This window comes from Pandoraea pnomenusa (assembly GCF_000767615.3).
GTDB lineage: Bacteria > Pseudomonadota > Gammaproteobacteria > Burkholderiales > Burkholderiaceae > Pandoraea > Pandoraea pnomenusa.
In genome coordinates, this window is the sequence record NZ_CP009553.3 from 5,211,752 (window position 1) to 5,233,446 (window position 21,695).

20 protein-coding genes are annotated in these 21,695 nt (G+C 65.2%); 1 reads left to right on the top strand and 19 read right to left on the bottom strand.

Annotation, left to right across the window (positions count from 1 at the left end):
• Nucleotides 1-47 precede the first annotated feature (47 nt).
• Nucleotides 48-380: a hypothetical protein gene (locus LV28_RS47435; protein WP_023598115.1), complete on the bottom strand. Its 333-nt coding sequence runs from the start codon at nucleotides 378-380 to the stop codon at nucleotides 48-50.
• Nucleotides 377-916, bottom strand: a complete 540-nt coding sequence (locus LV28_RS47440; protein ID WP_141570591.1) for a hypothetical protein — start codon at nucleotides 914-916, stop codon at nucleotides 377-379. The genes LV28_RS47435 and LV28_RS47440 overlap by 4 nt, the downstream gene beginning before the upstream one ends.
• 273 nt (nucleotides 917-1,189) lie before the next feature.
• Here LV28_RS47440 and LV28_RS47445 point away from each other — a divergent pair, with 273 nt between their 5' ends.
• Complete coding sequence (locus LV28_RS47445; protein WP_038619435.1) at nucleotides 1,190-2,938, top strand: winged helix-turn-helix domain-containing protein; 1,749 nt, start codon at nucleotides 1,190-1,192, stop codon at nucleotides 2,936-2,938.
• Between the two features lie 60 nt (nucleotides 2,939-2,998).
• On the opposite strand, the gene LV28_RS47450 is transcribed toward LV28_RS47445, so the two are convergent.
• The 17 genes from LV28_RS47450 to LV28_RS47530 all read right to left on the bottom strand — a co-directional run bounded on the left by LV28_RS47450 (nucleotide 2,999) and on the right by LV28_RS47530 (nucleotide 21,683).
• Nucleotides 2,999-3,550: a hypothetical protein gene (locus tag LV28_RS47450; protein WP_023598118.1), complete on the bottom strand. Its 552-nt coding sequence runs from the start codon at nucleotides 3,548-3,550 to the stop codon at nucleotides 2,999-3,001.
• The gene (locus LV28_RS47455; RefSeq protein WP_038619432.1) at nucleotides 3,550-4,740 is read right to left on the bottom strand and encodes an IpaD/SipD/SspD family type III secretion system needle tip protein; all 1,191 of its coding nucleotides are present in this window, start codon (nucleotides 4,738-4,740) and stop codon (nucleotides 3,550-3,552) included. The genes LV28_RS47450 and LV28_RS47455 overlap by 1 nt, the downstream gene beginning before the upstream one ends.
• A 53-nt stretch (nucleotides 4,741-4,793) precedes the next feature.
• A complete protein-coding gene (locus tag LV28_RS47460; RefSeq protein ID WP_036656230.1) occupies nucleotides 4,794-5,834 on the bottom strand; it encodes an IpaC/SipC family type III secretion system effector in 1,041 nt (346 codons plus the stop codon).
• Between the two features lie 16 nt (nucleotides 5,835-5,850).
• On the bottom strand, nucleotides 5,851-7,572 hold the full coding sequence (sctE, locus tag LV28_RS47465) for a type III secretion system translocon subunit SseC family protein (RefSeq protein ID WP_023872774.1): 1,722 nt from the start codon (nucleotides 7,570-7,572) through the stop codon (nucleotides 5,851-5,853).
• Nucleotides 7,569-8,678 (bottom strand): type III secretion system translocator chaperone SicA, encoded by a 1,110-nt coding sequence (gene sicA / locus LV28_RS49550; protein ID WP_278652886.1) that lies wholly within the window; start codon nucleotides 8,676-8,678, stop codon nucleotides 7,569-7,571. The genes sctE and sicA overlap by 4 nt, the downstream gene beginning before the upstream one ends.
• Before the next feature lie 284 nt (nucleotides 8,679-8,962).
• Nucleotides 8,963-10,177, bottom strand: a complete 1,215-nt coding sequence (locus tag LV28_RS47475) for an EscU/YscU/HrcU family type III secretion system export apparatus switch protein (protein ID WP_069106854.1) — start codon at nucleotides 10,175-10,177, stop codon at nucleotides 8,963-8,965.
• Between the two features lies 1 nt (nucleotide 10,178).
• The gene (sctT, locus tag LV28_RS47480; protein WP_023598124.1) at nucleotides 10,179-10,976 is read right to left on the bottom strand and encodes a type III secretion system export apparatus subunit SctT; all 798 of its coding nucleotides are present in this window, start codon (nucleotides 10,974-10,976) and stop codon (nucleotides 10,179-10,181) included.
• Between the two features lies 1 nt (nucleotide 10,977).
• The gene (locus LV28_RS47485) at nucleotides 10,978-11,241 is read right to left on the bottom strand and encodes an EscS/YscS/HrcS family type III secretion system export apparatus protein (RefSeq protein WP_023598125.1); all 264 of its coding nucleotides are present in this window, start codon (nucleotides 11,239-11,241) and stop codon (nucleotides 10,978-10,980) included.
• A gap of 12 nt (nucleotides 11,242-11,253) precedes the next feature.
• Entirely contained in the window at nucleotides 11,254-11,898 is a 645-nt protein-coding gene (locus LV28_RS47490) for an EscR/YscR/HrcR family type III secretion system export apparatus protein (RefSeq protein WP_023598126.1), read from the bottom strand.
• On the bottom strand, nucleotides 11,888-12,808 hold the full coding sequence (locus LV28_RS47495; protein WP_023598127.1) for a YscQ/HrcQ family type III secretion apparatus protein: 921 nt from the start codon (nucleotides 12,806-12,808) through the stop codon (nucleotides 11,888-11,890). The genes LV28_RS47490 and LV28_RS47495 overlap by 11 nt, the downstream gene beginning before the upstream one ends.
• Nucleotides 12,802-13,782, bottom strand: coding sequence for a SpaN/EivJ family type III secretion system needle length determinant (locus LV28_RS47500; protein WP_023598128.1), 981 nt, complete (start codon nucleotides 13,780-13,782; stop codon nucleotides 12,802-12,804). The genes LV28_RS47495 and LV28_RS47500 overlap by 7 nt, the downstream gene beginning before the upstream one ends.
• A gap of 71 nt (nucleotides 13,783-13,853) precedes the next feature.
• Nucleotides 13,854-14,315 (bottom strand): SpaM family type III secretion system protein, encoded by a 462-nt coding sequence (locus LV28_RS47505; RefSeq protein ID WP_081326978.1) that lies wholly within the window; start codon nucleotides 14,313-14,315, stop codon nucleotides 13,854-13,856.
• On the bottom strand, nucleotides 14,299-15,642 hold the full coding sequence (locus LV28_RS47510; protein ID WP_023872768.1) for a FliI/YscN family ATPase: 1,344 nt from the start codon (nucleotides 15,640-15,642) through the stop codon (nucleotides 14,299-14,301). Before LV28_RS47510 ends, LV28_RS47505 begins: the two co-directional genes overlap by 17 nt.
• Before the next feature lie 28 nt (nucleotides 15,643-15,670).
• Nucleotides 15,671-17,818, bottom strand: coding sequence for an EscV/YscV/HrcV family type III secretion system export apparatus protein (locus tag LV28_RS47515; protein ID WP_272945132.1), 2,148 nt, complete (start codon nucleotides 17,816-17,818; stop codon nucleotides 15,671-15,673).
• On the bottom strand, nucleotides 17,760-18,902 hold the full coding sequence (gene sctW, locus LV28_RS47520; protein ID WP_025250014.1) for a type III secretion system gatekeeper subunit SctW: 1,143 nt from the start codon (nucleotides 18,900-18,902) through the stop codon (nucleotides 17,760-17,762). Before sctW ends, LV28_RS47515 begins: the two co-directional genes overlap by 59 nt.
• On the bottom strand, nucleotides 18,889-20,910 hold the full coding sequence (sctC, locus tag LV28_RS47525; RefSeq protein WP_072619071.1) for a type III secretion system outer membrane ring subunit SctC: 2,022 nt from the start codon (nucleotides 20,908-20,910) through the stop codon (nucleotides 18,889-18,891). Before sctC ends, sctW begins: the two co-directional genes overlap by 14 nt.
• Nucleotides 20,907-21,683 (bottom strand): helix-turn-helix domain-containing protein, encoded by a 777-nt coding sequence (locus LV28_RS47530; protein WP_023598134.1) that lies wholly within the window; start codon nucleotides 21,681-21,683, stop codon nucleotides 20,907-20,909. The genes sctC and LV28_RS47530 overlap by 4 nt, the downstream gene beginning before the upstream one ends.
• Nucleotides 21,684-21,695 lie beyond the last annotated feature (12 nt).

Sequence of the window (21,695 nt, forward strand, 5' to 3'; positions counted from 1 at the left end):
GTTCTGACGCCTGCGCGTGCCATCGGCACGATGCACGCATGCGGGCGTCACAGTGAAATCACGTTGCGCAGGAACATTTCCACGCAGGCGACGATCGCCGCGCGCGTGGCGCCCACGCCACTCCCGTGAATGAGATGCATGCAGCGCGCGCCCATGACGGTCGGCCCGTACAACCAGAAATCGCATTCGGGTGTGCGTTCGCCGAAGCGCACCTCGGGCAACGGCGCGCCCTTCGACGGCGCAACCAGCAGCATGAGATCGCCTCGCGAGTATTCGAGTAACCAGAACGAGTCGGCGTCGTGCGAGGCGCGCGCCTGCAGGAAATCCCCGACGGTGTCGGGCAGCGAAGCAAGCAGCAAGGCGACAATGTCGGTGCTCATACCGGCACCAGTTCGCGTTTGATCTGATCCGAGACGACGACGAAATCGCGCACCGCCGATAGACATCCGTCGAGGCTTTCCCATGGTGTCACATAGCGATGCAGCACCAGGGCCGGTCCGCTCACACCGAAAGCCATCCGCCGACGAAACAGCGTGGGGTTCATGCCGAGCGCCAGCGCGGCGGCGTCATCGTCGGCATCCGGCATGCGGCGCTCGATGTGGGTGCCGTCGACGTGCCGGATAACGTAGACATCGTGGTCAAGCGCTTCGAAAAAAATCGCGTCCCGGCGCAGCGTCACGTCGACTTCCCAACGCTCGCGCATCGCATCGCACAAGGAGGCCATCGAGAGGTGGCCGTGCAAGGCCGGTGGCGCATCGATCGGCACACGCACCGGGTGTGCCGCGATATGCCTGCGAAGGTCGGTCGACGATATCGACCTGCCGAACCCAGTGGGGACATCCATGATTTCTGATAGGTAGTCGGAATTCGGGAACGCGACTTGCTTTCGAGCATCATCCCGGTGTTGTTGTGACAATGCATTTCATCTTTCGCCCATGTAGAACAGTTCCATGGGTACCGTCTACCCTCCTTTCCAGGGATTTAGCCTATTTTTCGGGGCGTCCACCCACGCGAGCGATCGTTCGTCGCATAGTCTCCTCGCTTTGAGGAACATGATTTCCCTGGCCCCCCTGCGCCGATGCACCCGAATTCGCACAAGTCACTCGTCCTTTGCGCGACACCGGTCATGCCGCGATCCGCCGCAGGCGCGCGGAGCGGGGCAAGGGTTGACCGGCAGGAGAGACGGCAAGTGAATCAGATCAGCTCACCGCACATCGGCAAGGTCTACCTGTTCGATGATTTCTCGCTAGACGCCAACGGCATTCTCAAACAGGCCGACCGTCAGATCAGCCTGCCACCGAAGGAAGTGGCGGTGCTGCGAACCCTGCTCGAAGCCTCGGGAGAGATCGTCACCAAGGACAAGCTGCTCAGTCTCGTGTGGCCGCACCAGGATGTCAGCGAGGAGTCGCTGACACGCTGCATCTACGCGATCCGGCGCGTGCTGCGCGAGAAGAAATCGGACCGCATCGTGGAGACGGTCTACGGCACCGGGTACCGGATTCGCCGATCGGTGGCCATTGTGTCTGCCGCGACCCGCGCGGCCGCGCTTTGCACCCTGGCCATCATGCCGTTTCGCCTGCCGACCATGGCGCAAACCCTCATGCTGCACGACCGGCTCGTGACGCGCCTGTTCGAATACACCGCCTATGGGCTGCGCGTGCTGCCCGCGTCAATCACCCGCACCGTGCTCGAATGTCACGACATCGCCGAGTTCGTCGAGCGCTTCACACCGGATTTTTATGTGACAGGGCATGCCATCGGCAGCGATCGGCTGCGCATCGAACTGGTGCGCTCCGACGGCCATGAGCTGAAGTTCAGCGAAGACTTTGCCCTGACCGACTTCGGTGCCATGACCGGTGCAAACGGTGCAAACGGTGCAAACGGTACGAACGGTACAAGCGGTGCACGTGGCGCAGAGAACGCAGCGGGGACGAGCGCCACCTTACCGATCGAGATTCGCATCACCGACATTGTCACGAAGCATCTGCCCGGTCTGGGCGCGTCGGTGCATCTCTCGCACTCGTTCGACACTTTCGATTGCGCCACCACTTTTCTGCACGCGCGCTTCAAACTCCAGCAGCACACGCCGTCGAGCCTGCGCCAGTCGTTGCAGCTGTTTCACCAATGCGTGGGGGAAGGCGCCTCGCGCACAGCACCATATTGCGGTCAGGCCGAGTGTTACCTCGCCCTCGCGCATCTCGGTCTGTTCGATCAGAAGGCTGCACTGCACGGCGCCCGTGCGGCAGTGGAGGCCGCGCTGGCCCTCGCACCGCGCGATCCGCATGCGATCAGTCTGCTGGCCATTCTGCACAGCATGAAGTTCGAATCGAGCGTGGCAAACATTCTGTTCGATCGCGCGCTGTGGTCGGCGCCCTCCAATCCCTACGTGCGCTATCACCACGCCTGGCACTGCATTCTCAAGGGCGAAGCCAAGGCCGCGGAAATGGCGCTCGACATCGCGCTCGAACACGACCCCAGTCTCATCGCCGCCACGATCCTGAAAACGTGGGCGCTGTTTTTCGACCGGCGCACCGACGACGCCATCGCGTTCGCGAGGGAACACCTGCAACGCCTCGGGCAGCATCACCCGGTGCTGATCAGCGCCATGGCAACCATGCTGTCGCACCAGTGCCGTCACAGCGAGGCCGAGTCGCTCGTGCAAGCCGTTCGCGAAACCGGTGACGATACGGGCCTGCTGCGCGTCAATCGCCATTACGTTGAACTGGCGCGCGGCGGCAACGGCGCCCGACGCGCCGCCGAGCAACTGCTCGCGGAAATCGATCCAAGACAGGTGCGCGCCGGACTGTTGCCCCTTATTCTGCGCACCCAGGGTTTGCCCACTGCCCGCGAGGCGTGGCGTCGCATGCATTCGGACTGGTATCCGTGGCAGCGCCTCTACCGCCACGATCCGCGGCTCGAGTCACTGTTCTCGATCTGACAACGCAAAAAGGCCCTGCCGGTGACGACAGGGCCTGGCAACGGTGGCGTCGACGCTGTGTTATTGCAGCGTGTGCGCCGAATTTGCCGAATGCGCAGAAAGCGGCTTCGGTTTTGGAAAGAGCCCGATGCCGGCGAGCATGGTGGCGACGAGCGGATTCCGGCAGATCTGCGCCACCGCGAGCGAATCGCGCTGAAACAACTGCGACGCGAAGGTGCGCAGCGCGTCTCGCTGAGGGTGGGCGACGAGCAGCGTCATCATGTGGCCCAACGCATCGCCCAGATGCTTCGCTTCGCCGCGCGCGAACCGGTCGAGAATTTCGCGCTGGCGCATCGCGTCGCGCGGCAGCACGGCGTCGCGCATGGCGATGCACTGCCGCCGCAGCGCGATGTCCGAAAGCGGCGACGGATCGAACGCATCGCGCACCACCATCATCAACGCCACGCCGAGCGACTGCGCGTCGCCGGTGCGAAGCAACCGCGAGAAGTAGGCCTGCGACGGCAGATTGCGCAGCGGCCCTGCCCGGAAGCCCGCCTCCGGATCCACGGACAACGGCAGATGCAACGCGCCACGACCGCGCACGGAATGGCTGAGGATACCTATCTGGTGCATTACCGGAGGAACCCCTTTGCGACTTCCAACGTCGAGGCGATGGTGGAACTGAGCACCTTCACCAGGTTGTCGTACGTCGAGTTCGCAGTGGTGTAGCGCTGCATCAGTTGCTGCATCATTGTTTTCACCTGATTCTCCTGCGACGTGAATCCCGAGCGCCAGATATCGAGCTCGAACGGGTTCATCTTCTTCTCGTCGCCGTCCTTGGGAATGCTGTCGAGCATTCGATCGATCGGCGACGTATCGATGACGACCACCCACTTCCCACTTCCCTCGGGCTGTTCCTGCACGCTCGACTCGGGCAAGCCGAAGTCGCGCGCCCACTTCTCGGCATCCTCCTTGGTGCCGCCTTCAATGTCGTTGCTGTCCTTGTCCTGCTTCGGATACAACACCGAGTTCTTGTTCGGCGGTTTGAATTCGGCCAGGATGTCATTGAGCGCCTTTCGCAGTTCACCGATGTTGAGCGTCACTTCCTTGCCGTCCGAACTGGTGCTGATCCAGCCCGACAGCTTCGAGATCAGATCGCTGAGTGCCTTGTTGAACGCCAGATACTTGGCGACGGCTTCGGAATAGACATCCAGATAGCCGTCCTTGATATCGCCGATCAAATCGGCGATGTCCTCCCAGAGCTTCGAGTCGCTGTAGGGGTCTTTCTCGTCCTCCGGCGGCGTGTTGTTCACCCTCGGCATCAGCGGCGGCTCGGCATCGGGCTTCGGTCTGTCGGACGGGGGCGGCGCCACCGGCGGCAGATTCGTCACACCGGGGGGCCTGTCCGTCGTGACGGGAGGCAGGTTGCGAAGGCCAGGTCCGGGTAGCGCATCCAGAAGGGCGTTGCGAACATCCGGCGCAATGGGCTCGTCGACCGCCGACAGTCCTCGCAGGCGTGCTTCAAGATCCAGCGCGGCCACCCGCACGTCGTCGCGCAAATCGTCGAGCTCGCCGGGATTGTCACGCTTGCCCAGTGCGTCGTTCATCGCCTCCAGTTGCGCGAGTAACCGCGCCGCGCTTCTTGCGAGCCCCTCGGACAGTGCTTTGGCGTCGTCCGGGGTATCCCTCGCCGTACCGTCAAACGGAGGACCGTCCTCGCCGGGGCCGTCCACCCCGGCCTCCTGGAGTCGATTGAGCGGCTGCAGCCGCAGGTCGTTGGGTAACGGGAGCGGCGGAAGACGCCCGTCGGAAATTGAGTTCATAGTGCATTCCCTTGTGGTCTGACGCGTTCGATGTCACCGGCGCACTGGAGGCCTCAGGCGCGGATATTGCCGGCAATGTTTGACATGGCCCCGGACCTCGACTGCGCGACACTGTCGATCGCCCTGAGCATCTCGGCAAGCAACGCGTTATCACGGTTCGCCACGTCCTGCATGCTGTCGGCGGAATTCTTGTTCACGGTCGATGCTCCGTCGTTGAGCTTCTGCTCCTGCATCGCCAAGCGTTCGGCAAAGGTGCCGCCGGCTGTCGCGATATCGCCCACCGGCCGGGAAAGCATCGTCAGCGCGGTGCCCTTGGCCTGCGCGACTTTCGCGATGTTGTCCATCTCGTCGGCGAGCGAATTCGTTGGCGCGGGTGTGACATCGGGCGCCGGCGCGAGATCGGGCGCAGGCGCGGGGGCATCGGGTCGGCCGGGCGGTGGCTGCGTCGTTGATGGCGTATCGACCGACGGCTGCACCCCAGCCGTTCCCGGAGGCATCGTTTGCGGCGGCGCACCGTCCGGTGCCGTGGCGCGCGCTTTCATCGCATTGCGCTCCCCCGACAGTCCCTGCATGCTCTTGAACGCGCCGGCGCCGGCCATGCCCAGTTGCAGCGACGCACCCGTGATGTTACCCACCATATTGGACAAGCCCTGCTGCCGGATCGACTCGGCCGACGCCAGCACCGCCTGCGCGTTCATCCGGCTCATCGTGTTGCGCAGCTGGATCGAGTTGTCGAACGTCTTCTGATACAAGGCGAAGATTTCCGCCAGCAGGACGGCCGCGTTCGACACGATGCCGCCAATGTGATCAGAGCCACCGCCTTCCCCGCTGTCACTGCTGTCACCGGTTGGCCCGTCGCCGGCGCCCGGTGCGTCGGCCGTGTCCGAATCGTTGAGTTGGTTCAGCAGATCGATCGCGCCGTCCCGATCCGCGTCCGGTGGCGGCAGCTTCAACGACGGGCGGCGCGGGTCGTCCGTCTGACCTTCGGGCCGAAATACGTCGAGTTTCAGCGGTCCGGGCGAAGGGTTCCCGGGCGACAGCACCGGATCGACCCAGTTTGGCGCGTAGGGGCGCCCCGTATCCACAATGTTCATGATGTCCTCCTCGGATTCATGCACGCACGTGATTGAGTGCGAAGCGCTGCGCTTCGTACTTGGCCTTCGCCGCGTCCGACATCTGGGAGACCAGGCGGCTGATGACGCCCTCGGTGCCCGCAAACCGGTCGGCCGCCTGTTTGACGGATTCCTTGACGTTCTCCAGCACCTCCTGAGACACCGAAAGGTCCGCGCGAATATCGGCAGCTTCCTTGTCGAGAATACCGATCGCGGTCTGACCACCGGTCTGTGTCGCGCCCAATCCCAGCTCACCGACTTTGAGAATGCTCTCCAGCATGTTGGCGAACACCCTCGCGTTGCCTTCCTTCAGCCCGATCTTCGTGGCGAGCGCCGCGAACTGGTTCGTGACCATCGAGGCGCCCGACTTCAGCGCCTCGCGGGCCAGATCCGGCACGATCTTCTTGAGCAGGTCGCCCGCGAGATCGCCCAGCATCCTGCCGAGCCTGGCAGCGGCCGTGCCGCCGCCAACGACAACAGCCACGGCAATCAGCGCCACGACCACGACCGCCGCGACGACTGCCCCCACGACACCGCCGATCATGTCGGCGGTGTCCTTGGGCACGCCCGCCTTCTCCAGCAGTCCCGAAATGCCATCGCCGATAAGCGACGCCAGCGGCTGCACGATGTGCGTCATGACTGGCTTGAGGGCCTCGCTGACAACGGAGAAACCGGTCGCGGCGCCGATCACGGAATCGGCCAGCAGCGCCACGCCGACGACCGTCATGGCCATGCTCGCCCCCCCGGTGAAGACCGCGCCCAGCACCCCCACCACCGCCAGGACCGCACCCACGACCTTGCCGATCACGCCGAACAGCTTGCCGAGAAAGCCGGCTTTCTCGACCTTCTTCCTGTATTCCTCGTTCTGACGTTGCATGTCGTTCTCGCGCGTCTTGCGCAGTGCGTCGAAGAACTTCATGTCCTCCTCGATGCCCTTGACCGCGCTGTCACCCAGGAGCTTGGCGAACAGGCCCATGAGGCGGAACAACTCGTCCAGATCGTCGAGATATTGCTTGTCCTTGTCGCCCGGTTGGCGGACGCCGTCGTTGCTCAACGTCTCGAACGCGTCGTCGCTGCGCTTCATCGCGTCCTTCGCCGCGTCGTAAGCACCGTCGACGGCCGTCCTGGCGCTCTGATAGCGACTTGTGGCCCCCTCCAGTTCCGACTTCGCGGCGTCGTACTCCGCAAGCGCCGCATCGTGTTCGGGCGTACCGGGGGTAAGCCCGTCGAGCCGCGCCTTGGCCTGCGACAGACGCGACCTGGCACGCTCGAGCGCATCCTGCGCCTGCGCCAACGCGTCCATGGCCGCCTTGAGCGCTTCCAGCGCCTTCTGGGCTTCGGCCAGGGCTTCCTTGAAGGCTTCGCCGCGCGCATCGGCCAGCGCCTGCTGCGCGGCGGACTGCGCCTCCCATTGCGCGAGCCGGTTCTGCAACTCGGACAGCGACGACGACCCCATGATTTCGCGCATTCGACCGAGCAATAGCGTCAGGTTGGCGCGCGTCGAGTTTGGCGGTGGCTCAAGTTCCGGGGTGTCGGCGTTCAGTGACGGGTTCCGGTCGTTCGCGTCCGTGCGCGCGATACCCTCCAACGCGAGTCTGCGCAGGGATGCGGGGCGGTCCGATGCGCCGGGGTCCGGTTTGTCGGACCGGAGGGTCTCGTCCAGCGCCTTGTCAAGCGTCGGCAAGATCGGCGGCAGGCCCGGAGCAAGAGTGATCGTCACGCCGCCTCCTTGTCATTGGACACGCTGGTCACGCCTGGCGCCGGCGCAAGTTCGCGCATCGTTGGATCCTCCGTCGCCGGCCGCGCGGCATGCGCCGCCTCCAATGCGTTCAGGTACGCCCTCGCCTTCGTACGCAGGTCGGCGTCACAGCTGCTCTCGCACACGAGCGCGAAACAGTCGCTGGCGAGCGTCATGTTGCGCATCATCATCTGGCACTGCCCGGCGTAGAAGACCGGCCGGTAATCGTTCTTGCCGACGGCGAATGCCATGGCGTAAAGATCGATCGCCTTCTGATACTCCTCTTTGAGCTGGCACACGGCCGCCAGACCCACGATGTACTCCGGATTGTAGAAATCGTAGATGCAAAGGAAGCGGAAGAACGCTTCCGCCTGTGCCAATTGGCCATTGCTGTAGAAATCGTAGGCGTGTGCGTACAGGCCATCCATGGTTTCGTTCGGAATGCCATGAATATCTTTCAGGCTCGCACCTGCCAACACAGCCTCCCAGATCGCGCCCGTCATGCGACTGTCTTCCGTTTCCAACTGCGTTGCCGCGTGTGTCATCGTTCTACCTCCTTCCGATACCCGATTTCGGGTCAGTCTTCGGCCTGCCAGCCTGTTGGCAGACATCAATGGGGGATGGGAAATGCTGAAGCGGCGTCGGCCAGGCCCCTTTGCCGGGACGGCCGGGCCCGCTTCGCCGTGGCGCGCGACCCGATGCGCGGGCGACGCATCGGGCATGCACGACAGACAACGCACCCACGACTCGACGCCGCTGTCGCGCACCGCCCGATAGCGGGCGTCGGCCAGCGCCGCCGCACCGCGCGCCTCCTCGATGGCCGAATAGCGCTGCCGGTCGGCTCGGGCATATTGCGGATCGCCTGGCGACAGAATGTCGAGCACCGTTTGCACCTCGGCCAGCGTCGTGTCGGTCTGAATGGCGCGCAACTGGCTTCGTGCGAATGCCTCACGCGCTTGCGCATATCGCTCCAACGCACAGCGGGCGGCGTCGCGCAATGCAACACGTTCGGCCCGGCGCCGGATCGTCGTCGCATCGGCCCGAGCCACGCTACGGGGAAACAGGTCGCGCTCCGAAGGCAGGTCCACGCGGCAGGCGCTCCCATCGCGCGCGGCGTGCACCATCAAGGAAAAGGCCTGTCGGGCCAGCGCTCGCAGACATTCCGACGGCGTTGACGCCGAGACTGACTCAATGGTGTCCGCAGGCATGCAGGTATCACGCATGCGGATGAATTGACGCCTTTCCTGCCGTACCATCGGTCCTCCCGGGATTACGTAAAAGTGGGTCACTGCTTTGCCGCGTATCGCAATTGCCGGCATCCCGATGACTTCATTAAAGCAATCCGCCATCTGCACGACTTCCAAAAAGCGTTCTATCGCGGCGGGTCAATTTCTTTCGGTTCTGCGACTTCGTCATGCGATTCCAAGGGGCGGCCCGGACCCTGCCACTCGACTTCACGGGCGCGGTCCACATCGCGCTGTCCGTCGACGCACACGTCGTGCGCCAGCGGCACTCCAAGCGAGGTTTCCGTCGGCGCCGCGCTCTCCCACGCCTCCTGCATGCCGGCCCGCTCCACGTCTTCGAGCCAGAGCAGCAGTCGCATGATCGCGTCGACTTCCTCGATCGATACGAACGTGTATCGACGATGCGTCTGGTACAAACGGCGTGCAAGCGCCACGTCCTGCACCACGGGAACACCCTGCGACTCGGCGTAGCGCCGTACCGCAAGCGCGCGCTGGTTCGTCTCCATCACCGAGATGAACGGCAGCGAAATCACATCGGGACGGAAGTAGATGCCCACGGCGATGTGCGTGGGGTTGGCGACGATGAGACGCGAGTCGCGAACGTCGGAACGCACGGCCTCCGACAGCATTTCGGTATGCAGCGCACGCCGACGCTGCTTGATCTCGGGATTGCCGTCGGAATCCTTGCGCTCGCGCTTGACCTCATGCAGCTCCATGCGCTGATCGCGCATGAAAAGCCAGTACTCGACCATCGCGTCGAGCACCGCGATCGGAGCCACGCATATCAGCGAAATCCAGACAAGCTTCGCGGACAACGCGACCCATGCCGCCCCCACGCCTGCCACGCTCATGTGCGACTGCGCGAACAGCAGACCCTTGGCGTCCCACCAGAGCGCCGTCGCAATGCCGGCGAAGCTCAGGAGGTAAAGCACGGCCTTGACGGCGTCCTTCAGGGTTCGCGCGCTGAAGATGCGCCTGGCACCCTGGATGGGATTGACGGCTCCGAAATTGAGCTTGAGCGCCTGTGTCGCCCAAATGAAGCCGGTCTGCAGCAGCGTGGGGAGCACGGCGGCGGCGGTGCACACGACCAGCACGGGCAGGATCATCTGGAGTCCATGGCGAAACAACGCCACTGCGTAGCCCTGAGGGTCCGCAAACCGGCCGTCGGCGAGGACCTGGCGGTACTCCTGCATCAACCAGAGCAACGGGTCTGTCGATAGCGTGAAGAGCAGGCCGACGAAGACGAGGATCACCATCGTCAGTTCCTTGCTCTTGAACGACTGCCCTTTGCGCGCGGCTTCCTGCAAACGTTTCGGCGTTGGCTTCTCGGTTTTTTCGCCCATGCTAGCGCTCCATGCCGGTCGTCAGCGCCGGCGAAGCCGGCGACAGCCATCGCACCACGTCGTCGGGGCGCATGACGCGGGCGACAAGTGCCTCGGGCAGGGTTGCCGAGAAGTAAATGAGCAGGATGGCGAAGGCGATCACGCTCTTGATCGTCAGCGACAGGGCGAAGGCGTTGACCTGCGGCGCAAAGCGCGAGAGCAGTCCGAGTACCATCTCCGAGAGAAACAGCGCCGCGACCACGGGCGCCGAGATCGCGATGGCATGCCCGACGAGTCCGTCGAGCAGTTCGTACACGCGAGTGGCGGACAACACGCAGCCGCCGAACGGCTCGCACACGCGATAGCTGCGCGCGAGCACCTCGAGCAGCCAGGACATCCCGCCCAGGTGCAAATAGATCACCGCACCGAACCATTGGCAGAATCCGGCGAATTCCGACGTATCGACGCCATTGGCCGGATCGATCACGCTGCTGAGCGTGGCCCCGCGCTGATTGTCGATGTATGCGCCCAGCGCGTGAAACACCCAGAAGGGAAACGCGAGCGCCACCGCGAGCAACAGGCCGACACTCGCCTCGCGAACCAATAGCGCCCAGACGGGCCCGTTCAACGCGAGAGGGGCACCATAGGGATACGGCCATACGCCCACGGCCATCCACATCGACACCGCAATGCGCACCACCCCCGAGAGTACGTTGGCATTCAGGATCGGCAGCAGGAATATCGTGGGCGCCACGCGCGCGTAAGCAATGGCGGCGGCCAGTATGCCGTCATGGTGTGCAAGGACCAGGCTGGCACCCATCTCAGGACTTCCCCGCCACGGCCAGTCGCATGACCGTGATGCCGAAGTTCACCAACGTCTCGCCATACCAGTCGGCCAGCACGAACAGACTTACCGAGACGGCGAGCAACTTGAGTCCGAACGGCAAGGTCTGCTCCTGCACCTGTGTCACCGTTTGCAGCAGACCGACGATCAGGCCGACGAGCGTGGCGACCGCCACGGGTGCCACCGAGAGGATCAGCACGAGGTACAGCGCGCGATTGCCAGCGAACACCAGGTTATCCATCTGCGGCGCTCCTCATGGCAGGTACTGGCGAACCAGCCCCTGCGAAAGCAGCGACCAGCCATCCATCGCCACGAAGAGAATGAGCTTGATGGGAACCGATATGGTGACCGGGCTCATCATCATCATGCCCAGCGAGAGCAGCACGCTCGACACCACGAGATCGACCACCACGAAAGGCAAATAGAGATAGAAGCCGATGGTGAACGCGTTCTTGATTTCCGTGAGTGCGTAGGCGGGCAGCAGGGCGAAGATCGACGGCGACGCAGCACCGGCGCCGATATCACCCGCGTCTCGCCCCACCTCCTCGCGCGCGAAGAATTGCGTGAGTTGCGGGTCGGCATACTTCACCAGATAGTCGCGGTATGGGGACAGCCCATCGTCGAGGAAGCGGCGCACCGAGTTCGGGTCGCCGAAGTTCACGGGGTTGGCCTGATAGGCATCCATCACGGCGGAGGCCACCGGCAGCATCACGAACAGCGAAATGAGCAGGGCAACGCCGTTGAGCGTCATGTTGCTCGGCACCTGTTGCAGGCCGAGCGCGTTGCGCACCATCACGAAGACGATCGAGAACTTGACGAAGCAGGTGCCCGACGCCACGAGAAACGGCAGCAGCGTGAACAGGCTCAGTATGCCGATGGACGGCACATCACTCCACATGCGCGTTCCCCGCGAACCATTGATCAATCTCCACGCCGAGCCGCCCGTCGAGCTGCACGAGCTCGCCCCTGGCCAGCAGCGTGTCGTTCACGCGCACCTCCACGCGCTGCTCCGCCCCGGGGGACAATGCGAGCATGTGCGTGTGGCCGACCTGTTGCAGTTCGGCGAACGTCATGCGCTCGCGTTGCAGCACGAACACCAGTTCGACCGGCAAGTGTTCGAGCGTCGGTGCCGGCACCGGTAGATGCGCGTCGAAGCCCTCCGGGTCGTCGCCCGCGCCCGGCGCGGCCTGCTCGTCGAATTCCAGCATCACCCTTCCCTCCTCGTATAGATAACTGCCGATGGTCAGCCCACGGCAACTGACTCGCCGCCGCGTGTGGCGGATGAGCAGCACGTCACCCCGTCCGGTCGAGCGCAACATCCCGGCGGTAGTCCGGCTGCGCCCGATCTCCATGTCCAGAAAAACGCTCGCTTCACCCGCGTCGAACCGCCGCGTCGTCTCGACGGCCGGCACACGTGCCAGCCACACCGGACACTCCGCAGCGCGTACCTTGAGCAGTCGGCCCTCGGGCAAGGCAACGCCGTCGATCGGCGATGCGACGTCGAGCATGTCGTAGCGCAGCTCCGGCATCGGCAGATGCAACGGCCTGGAACTCACCGCAAACAGACGTGCCGCCAGTCGCTCCGAGTCGGCACTGCAGGCCAGCGACGCCAGTTCATGCGACACACCTTCGAGCCACATGCCGGGTTCGACCCAGCCCTGCCACGTATGCGAGGTGTCCTGCACCTGAATCCAGGTGCCCATGCGGGGCAGATGTTCCAGCGTGGCCGCCCACCCCCGCGCGCGCCAGGCATCGGCGGCTGCCGTCAGGCGCGCCGCGGCTTCGTCGACACGGCGCAGCCTCAGCATGGGCCGCCCTCATCACCTTCACCACCTTCACTCCCTTCACCGCCCTCGCCCCCCGATTGCGGATCGGCGCCGACGGGTTCGATGGCGTGCACCGCGACCCCGCTCCCGGCGACACAAGCACCCGCATCCGACGCCGCCGACCACATCGCCGATAAACGGCGCTGCACGGTGGGGTCCGACGCCCCAAGCACGAACCCCGGCTGCCCATCGATCTCGGCGGCCCTGATCTGCACGAAATGTCCGTCGCCCCATTGCTGGAACGCATAGCGCATGCCTGGAGCGGGCACGGCGCCGGTGCGAGACGATGCCTCGTGCCGAACGTTGGATCCCGTGCGCATGAAAGGACTTCGCATCGGGGCCGCGGCACGCGGCGGCATCCCTTGCCAGGGCACCCCGGGAGCCGGAAGCGGGCCGACGGCGGCCACGCCAGCAGGGCCGGGCTCGCCCTTGCGACGCTCGCCGACGTCGTGCCCGCCACGGCCGGACATCGACGCAGCCCCGTCATGGCCTGCGATCGCTGCCGTGGTCGCTGTCCCACCGACCGTCGCGTGATGTCGTTCGCTCGCTCCCGCGTCCCGAATCGCGATCGTCTGCAGGCGTGTCGATTCGCGGGCGTCCGGTGCATCCGCGCCACCGTCGTTGCGCCGTACGGCGGCGGCGGCGTCCGGCGAGGTCTGCGCCGATGTTTTCTCCCGGATGCGGTCTGAGGCATCGCCCGGCGCATCGGTGCGCTCCGCTCGTTGCGTGCGCTCGGGGAGCGGCGCTGCCTCCCCGGCGTCGCGCTGCCCCGCCAAGTGAGCGCGCTCGGCGACGTCGGCAGCGAGTGCCGCGCGCCGCGCATCGACATTGAGCGACAGCTGCGGCTCGTACGTCGCGAGCCACGGCAGCCACGTCGGAACACCCCCCGGCTGCGGGTCCGGCTTGCGTTTGCCGGCCTCGCGTTTGCGCAGCGCGTCCTCGAATCGATCGGCCACGGAGCGGTCTCTTTCCGCCCCCTCGACGGATTCCGCCGCCGACGCCGTTCCCGCTGCCCCGACAGGGCCCTTCAGTCCCGAGCTTTCCATGATTGGCGATCCTCCAGTTCTCCGGCTTCGATCCATTCGGCACGCTTGCGCGCGTCTCGACGCATCGATTCCGCCATGCGTGAATACTTCGTTTCCTTGCGCCACCATCGGCGCCACTCCACCTCCGCGATTTCGCGAACCGTGGCCAGTTGCTCGCGCGACTCCTCGAGCGTGGTCAGCCTCACTTCCAGCTCACGCACCTGCGCCCGCAGCAGCGCCACGGCGCGCATCTCGCCGCGAAGCTCGGCCAGCTCGGCATCGACATGCGCGAGCCGCGACGATTCGATCAGCGCCGCCAGGGCGTCGCGCTGCGCGGCAAGCTGGTCGTACCTGGCAGACAGCGTGGCGCTGCGCGCGGCAATGTCCTGCAGTTCCCGCTCCTGCAATCGCTTCATCTGCAAAGCGCCGCGCCCCATGCGTCGCGCGTCAGCCCACGATTTCATGCAGCCGCTCCAGGGTGTCGTCGATCGGTGTCCACTGTCCGTTGCCCTGCCGAAGAAAGGCTTCGATTTGTGGCTTTGCGTCCATCGCCCGATCGTCCTGCGCGTTTGCGCCCGGGCGGTATTCGCCCAGGTCGACGAGCGTTTGCAGGGATTCAAGACGGGCCAGGCATGTGCGCATTGCCCCCGCGAGCCTCAGATGCTCGGGCGACGCCACGCGCGTGGCCACACGGCTCACGCTGCGCAGCACGTCGATGGCCGGATAGTGGTTGCGATTGGCCAGTTGCGCGCTCAGATGGATATGTCCGTCGAGAATCGAGCGAATCTCCTCGGCCATCGGATCGGTCGTCTCATCGTCTTCGACCAGTACGGTATAGAAGGCCGTGATACTGCCGCACGCCGCGGCGCCCGCACGCTCCAGCAACTGCGGCAGACTCGAATAGACCGATGCCGGCACACCGGCGCGCATGGGCATTTCTCCCGTCGCCAGCGCGAGGTCGCGACAGGCGCGCACGTAGCGCGTTAGCGAGTCGACGAACAAGGCAACACGGTGCCCCTGATCGCGAAAGAATTCGGCCACTGTCGTGGCCAGCAGCGCCGCGTTTCGACGCGCGACCGCCGGTGCGTCGGACGTGGCGAAAATCACCACGCAACGCCGGGCGCCCGGCGAGGCCCGCAATGCGTCAACGATCTCCACCACTTCGCGGCCGCGCTCGCCGATCAGCGCGACCACCGTCGTGTCGACATCCACCCCCGCCATCAATGCATTCATGAACGATGTCTTGCCGCAGCCCGCCGGCGCGAAGATGCCCACGCGCTGGCCAACGCCGCAAGGCAGCAACGCGTCGATGGCGCGCAGGCCCGTGTGCAGCGCGACGTCCACCCCCACCCGCGCTTCGTAGGACAGCGCCGGGGCCAGCAGCGCGCGCTCGACGCCCCCCCCGCGCGGCGCTTCGCCCCCGCGACGGTTGCTTCGTTCAGCAGGGTCGGCGCCGTCGATCCGGTCGACGATGCGCCCGCCGGCATCGAGCACGGCGCCACGCCAGGACTCATGCGGGCGGCAAGTGGCCTGGCGTCCGGTCGGCACCAGTGCGGAGTCGCACGACAGCCCCTGCGTGGCCGCGAACAGGCTGAGGATGGCCCGATCGTCGTGCACGGCGATGACCTGCGCCTGCCCGACTACCTGCGCCTCGCGCCACGTGCGGCGAATTTCGCAGATCTCACCGATACTCACGCCCGGCAGACGGGCTTCCGCCGTGTGCCCGGCGATGCGCGACACAAGCGCCAGGCGCTTGACGAGCGCTGCGGCACGTTTCCCAGGGGCGTTCATGGAGGCATTCGATCTCACGTTCGTACGCTCATATCGTGCTGATGACGTTCACCGAAACACCGTCGACCAGTTCGCCGAACGACAGCACTTCCATATCCCGGAAGCGGGTCTCGGCCAGCTTCTTGACGAAGCGCCGCACATCGACGGAGGCGAGCAGCACAACCTCCTTGTGCGCGCGGCCGGATGCATCGAGTGCGAGCGCAACACGATCGAGCAGCGCTTCCGCGTCCTTCGGATCCATGTTGACGAATGCGCCGCCCGCAGTCTGGCGAATCGAACGGCGTACGCTCTCCTCGACGTCCGCCGAGAGCATCACCACGCGCAGTTCCCCGTTGCGCAGAAACTTGTTGCAGATGTAGCGCCCCAGCGCGCCGCGCACGTGCTCGACGAGATTGAGCACGTCCTTTTCCCGTGGCGCCCACATCGCAAGCACCTCCATCACGAGCTTCATGTTGCGCACCGAGATACGCTCCATCACCAGGCGCTGCAGAATTTCCGACACCCGTTGCAATGCCACGTGGCGCAGTACTTCCTTGACCAGATCGGGGTAGTGGCCCTCGACCAGATCGAGCAGTTTCTTCGTTTCCTGAATGCCGAAGAACTCGTTGACGTGGCGCGTGAACAGCACAGCCAGGCATTGGTAGAGTTCGTCGGCCGGCGTATGCACGACGTGGTGCATGGCCCGCAGCATCTCTCCCTGTTCGGGGGTCACCCAGGCGCAGCGTCCGCGCTCCGCGCCGGAGAAAAGCGGGTCGAGATCCAGGGCGGCGATTTCGCCGGTGAAGGCATCGACGCGCACCCGATCGTAGAACACGACGAACTCGTCGGCGCGCACCTCGTTGATGTAGACCGACGCGCGTGTGGCATCGAGTGCGGTCGATCCCTGCAACAGAATCTCGGGCAGGTGCACGCCGAAGTCGTTGAAGAACTGACTGCGAACACGCTGCGGGAACGCCGCGCTTTCGAAGGCGCTCAGTTGCGCCTCGGGCAGCACCACCGCCAGCGGCGCCGTCGAGGGCGCCAGACTGTCTAGATCGTCGATGGACATGAGCGCACTATGCGCTTTGGTCCCCGGCACCGCGCCCCGGCCCGGTTCCGCTCGTCCCCCGGTCGCTCCGGACGTGTCGGCCGCCCTGGCGCGCTTGCCCCTGGCGAGCGCCTCCGGCTTCGCGAAATAGCACGCCAGCGCGAGCAGGCCGGCGAGCAGCGCGAACGTCGTCAGAGGAAACCCCGGCAGGGTGCCGATGACCAGCGTCAGAAGCGCGGTCGCACCGAGCACGAAGCGGTTGCCCATCAGCTGACTGATGATGGTGCGGCCCATGTTGTTGGCCTCGCCGTTCACGCGCGTGACGACGAAGCCCGCCGCCACCGAGATCAGCAGCGCGGGGATTTGCGCCACCAGTCCGTCGCCGATGGTCAGCGACGTGTAGGTGGCCAGCGCACCGCTCAGTTCCATGCCGCGTTGCGTCATGCCAACGATGATGCCGCCGACCAGGTTGACGAAGATGATGACGATGCCCGCGATCGCGTCGCCCTTGACGAACTTCATCGCACCATCGAACGAACCGTAAAGCTGACTCTCTCGCTCGAGCACGCTGCGGCGCTCGCGCGCGCCATCGTTGTCGAGCGTGCCGGCCTTCACGTCGGCGTCGATGCTCATCTGCTTTCCCGGCATGCCGTCGAGCGAAAAGCGAGCCGCCACTTCGGCCACGCGCTCCGAGCCCTTCGCGATCACGATGAATTGCACGATCGTGACGATCGCGAACACCACGAACCCCACGGCCAGGCTGTCGCCAATCACGAACTGGCCGAACGAGTCGATGATCTTGCCTGCATCGGCGTCGATGAGGATCAGCCGCGTGGTGCTGATCGACAGCGCCAGACGAAACAGCGTGGTGATGAGCAGCATCGACGGAAAAGACGAGAAGTTGAGTATCTTCTCGATGTGAAACGCGCCGAGGAACAGCAGGACCGAAAGTGCGATGTTAATCCCGATGAGAAAGTCGACCAGATAGGTCGGCAGCGGAATCACGAGCATCGCGATCACACATGACATCAGAATCAGGATGACAATCTCGGGACGCCCGCGAAGGTCATTGAGCAATGCCGCCGGCATCTCATACGCTCCGGCGATGACGCGATACCGGATCGAGCGCACCGTCGCTGCGCTCGCCACGGTAGGCGGATCCCGCCAGCAGGCGCAGGCCGTCGAGCAGCGCTTCGCGCGCCTGCGGCGTTTGCAACGGCTCGCCCGGCAACGCGCTGCACGCGCGGTGGAGCAGGCCGATCAGGCGGCCATGCGCGCCGTTGTCGTGCAACAGCGCAGCACTGCCGGTCACTTCCCGCATGGATTCGTCGAGCGTCGCCGGGTCGGTCAGCACCGCGAGCACGAAATGCAGCCAGTCTTCCTCGCGTGAGTTGAACGGTGCGGCATGGGGACTCTGGCTGACCTGCGCGACGAACGTGCGCTCGCAGGAACGCAGACGCCGCAGGATACCCAGACGCGCGAGCGGCGTCAGAAACCCGGTCGGCGTGCAGCTCGGGTCGGCCGACTGCATGTCGTCGACAAGCGCACCCTCCACGAACTGGAGAACCAGCGCCCGACGCTCGTAGCCGAAACCTGCGATCCAGCTTTGGTAGACCTCGATATCGGGCGCGTCGCTGCTCAGAAAGCTGCGATAGGTCGCGCGCAACATGGCCGGGGTGTATTCGAGGCGCATCTCGACGCTCGTCAACCGCGCCTTGATGGCGCAGTGAATCCCCGCTTTGCGCTCGCGAACGGCATCGGCCGGAACATCCTGCGCCTGAGCGAGCACCGTGTCGAGCGCCGCCTGCCGATGCGCATCGAGCGTGTCGCGTTCGGTCACAAGCACCTGAAGCGCGAGCCAGCGGTCGCTGATGTCGGCAAACGCGTCGTACAGCAGACGGGTCAATGCCTCGGGCGACACCCACGTCGTCGCGAGAATCGCGCGAATCTTCTGCGGGGCGTCCTCGTCGAGCAGGTACGCATAGCTGTCGTCGACCGACTGGCCTTCGCGGCGCCGCAGCGAGGAACGCACTCCGAACTGCGCCCCGGCAGCAGTGCCCTCATCCGCCGAGCAGGCCGCGCGAACGATGTCCGAAACAGGCCCGCCCGTGAGCAGGCGCAAAGGCCCGTCGTCATCTTCGACCGCTTTGGCCGCAGAGAACCTGCCGCCCTGCGGTTTGGCCGGCGCTTCGGAAAACGATGGCGAGTGCCGAATGGCATCAAGACTTGTCACGGTCGACTCCCGTGTCGTGAGTGGAGGGTTCGTCGCGCGCCACGGGCGGCACGACGGGGGAAGCCGGCACGGCGTTCGACGGCGGCTGCGGCGGCAGGAGTCCGGTCGCCTCGCGCACGTCCCGTCCAACGCCGCTCAAGGCACCGGGCAACGCCGTCATGGTGTCGGCCACAATGTCGCTCGCGTCGCGCTCCATGGGGCCGGCAATCTCGCGCGGCTGGATCAGGAACACGCGCACATCGTTGTTCCGCGCCTGGCTCGTGTAGCGAAACGCGCGCCCGAGCAACGGAATGTCGCCGAGCAGCGGCACCTTCTTCTCGACCGTGTCGCCGCTGTCGCGCGTGTACCCGCCGATAAGCAGACTCTTGCCCTGCGGCACGCGTGCGATGGTGCTGATGCGCGTGCGCGACACGGTCGGTAGCACGGTGTACTTGCTCTCGCCGTCGCCCTCGCGCTTCGGGGTGCTGGTGCCGTCTTCGATATTGAGCGTCATCTCGATCTCGCCCTGACCGGCAAAACGCGGCCACACGCTGATCATGGTGCCGTACGTCACGCTGCGCAGGTCCGTGGTGCGCTCACCTTCGAGTGGCACGTAAAAGGTCTGGCTGCCATCGAACACGGCCGGAATGTTCTCCTGCGTGAGGATTACCGGACGCGACACGACCGTCGCCTGCCCGTTCGACGCCATCGCCTGGATTCTGGCGAGAAAACGCATGCCGTCGAGCGTACTGAGCGGCGTCGTGGCATTGAGCACGAGCCCCAGGCGCGAGCCGATGTTCACGCCACCGGACCAGTCGACACCCAGCGAATCGAGCGCCTCCTTGCGCACGTCGATGATCCAGAGCGAGAGTTCGATATGCCGGCGCGGCCGGTCGAGCCGCGAGACCAATCGCTCGACACGCTCGACCTGCTCCGCAGTGCCGCGCACGAGCAGGCTGTTGCCCGCCGGATACGCCTTCACGATCAGTGAGCCCGCGGGTGGCGCGCGGCGCTCGGCGGGGGTATCGACCGTGCCGACCGGCGAGCCGTCGGCATTCGGCGATAGCGGAAGTTGTGGCGGCAATGGGGGAGGCAGTCCCCCGCCGTGAGCCTCGCCCGGCGCGGGCGACGACGACGACAACCGCGGCAATGGTGTTGCCGGCAACGTGCCCGACGCCCCGCCGCCGCCCGTTGACGACTTCACCAGTTCGGTGACCACGGAGGCCATCCCGGGAATCACGATCTTTTCGTCGCGAAGCTGATACGTGCGGTCCGACACGAATGCGTTGTCCATGCGCACCACGCCGATCTGGTCCGGCCCCGAGACCGGCCCGTCGCTCACACGGCGGTCGATCGAGCGTGCTGCGGCGATCACGAGATCGACGAAGACAGGCGGGCCGGAAACGTAGAAGAGTCGGCTGTGCGCGTCGCCGCGAATCGGATAGCGACGGTCGTACAGACCGGTCGTGCGCAGATACGACACGAGCTCGGACACGCCCGCGTGCACCAGCGACACGGTCGCATTGCGAATTTCCGAGGCATCGTAGACGTAGATTGATTGGCCGTCGTGATACCAGATCAGGCCTAGCTTCGTGGCAATCGAATCGAGTTGCGCCCGTGCGTTCGTCATGTCGAAGTCGCCCGAGACCTGCTTCCTCGCGGCCAGCTTGCTGACGATCACGGTGCGGCCCAGATATGGCGACAGGGCATCGAAAAAGACCCGCAGGTTGTCGTTGCGCGCCACATAACCGCCCCGCGCACGCCCGGTGTCCGGGGCGAAGGTAGCCGCGTGTGATGGAGCCGATGCCTCGACACGGGTCGACGGGACGTCGGTCGTCGACGCCCGGGACACCGGTGGTGTCTGTGGCGGCTGTGGTGACTGTGGTGACTGCCTGGGCACCGCGGCCTGCGCCGCCGGCGTCGCCTCCAGCGAGCCGGCATCCGACAACGCCACGGCCCAGGATGCGACAGCAACGTTCGAGACACCTGCGGCCAGAAGCACGCAGGTGAGATGATGCACTTTCCTCATCGGGCTAACGTTCGCAATGCACCAGCGGCACTGGTCGGCGACATACCGATCAGCTCCTTGATTTCGGTCGAGAAATGCGACGACGAGGCATACCCGTTGCGCAAGGCGATTTCGGTGTAACTGTCGTTGCCCTGGGCCACTTCCAGCATCGAGCGCGCCATGCGCCAATCGCGCAACGCGATCTTCGCGGACTCGCCGAGCGCACCCCGGCAAAGCCGCCGGAAGTGTGAATACGACACGCCGTACTTGGTGCACATGTGGCGTAGCGTGCCGCCGGTTGGCGCACGCGACAGCAAGAACCGGATCAGCTCGTACGACTCGCAACGGCGCAGCACGTCGAGCATGGTGCTAAAGCCGTCGCCCGGAGATACGAGCTGGCTAAGGAACCACAGTTCGCACTGACGACGATCGTTCCACAGACCCGACACCGGCACCCGGTGCAGCGCCGGTATGGCAGAGCGGCGGTGCGCTTCGTGCGGCCCCGCCGCGCGTGCCTCGTCCATGAACGCCAGCAGTTTGACGAGCACGTCGAAGTGCATGCGGTGGTAGTGCAGCGTGCCGCCTTTGACCTGCAGATGGCCGCGCCCGAACAGCACCAGACCGCGGTAGCCCGGCGAAAGCTCGACGCGAGCGGCCGGTGCGGCACCCATCGGTTGCAGCTCAAGCAGCAGGCTGCGCGTGGACGCCTGCGGACACACGAACCACACGCCGTCACACGCCAGCGCACAGGAATGATTGGCGCACAATTCCTGCGCCGCTTCCATGATCTTCATACTTCTCATCGC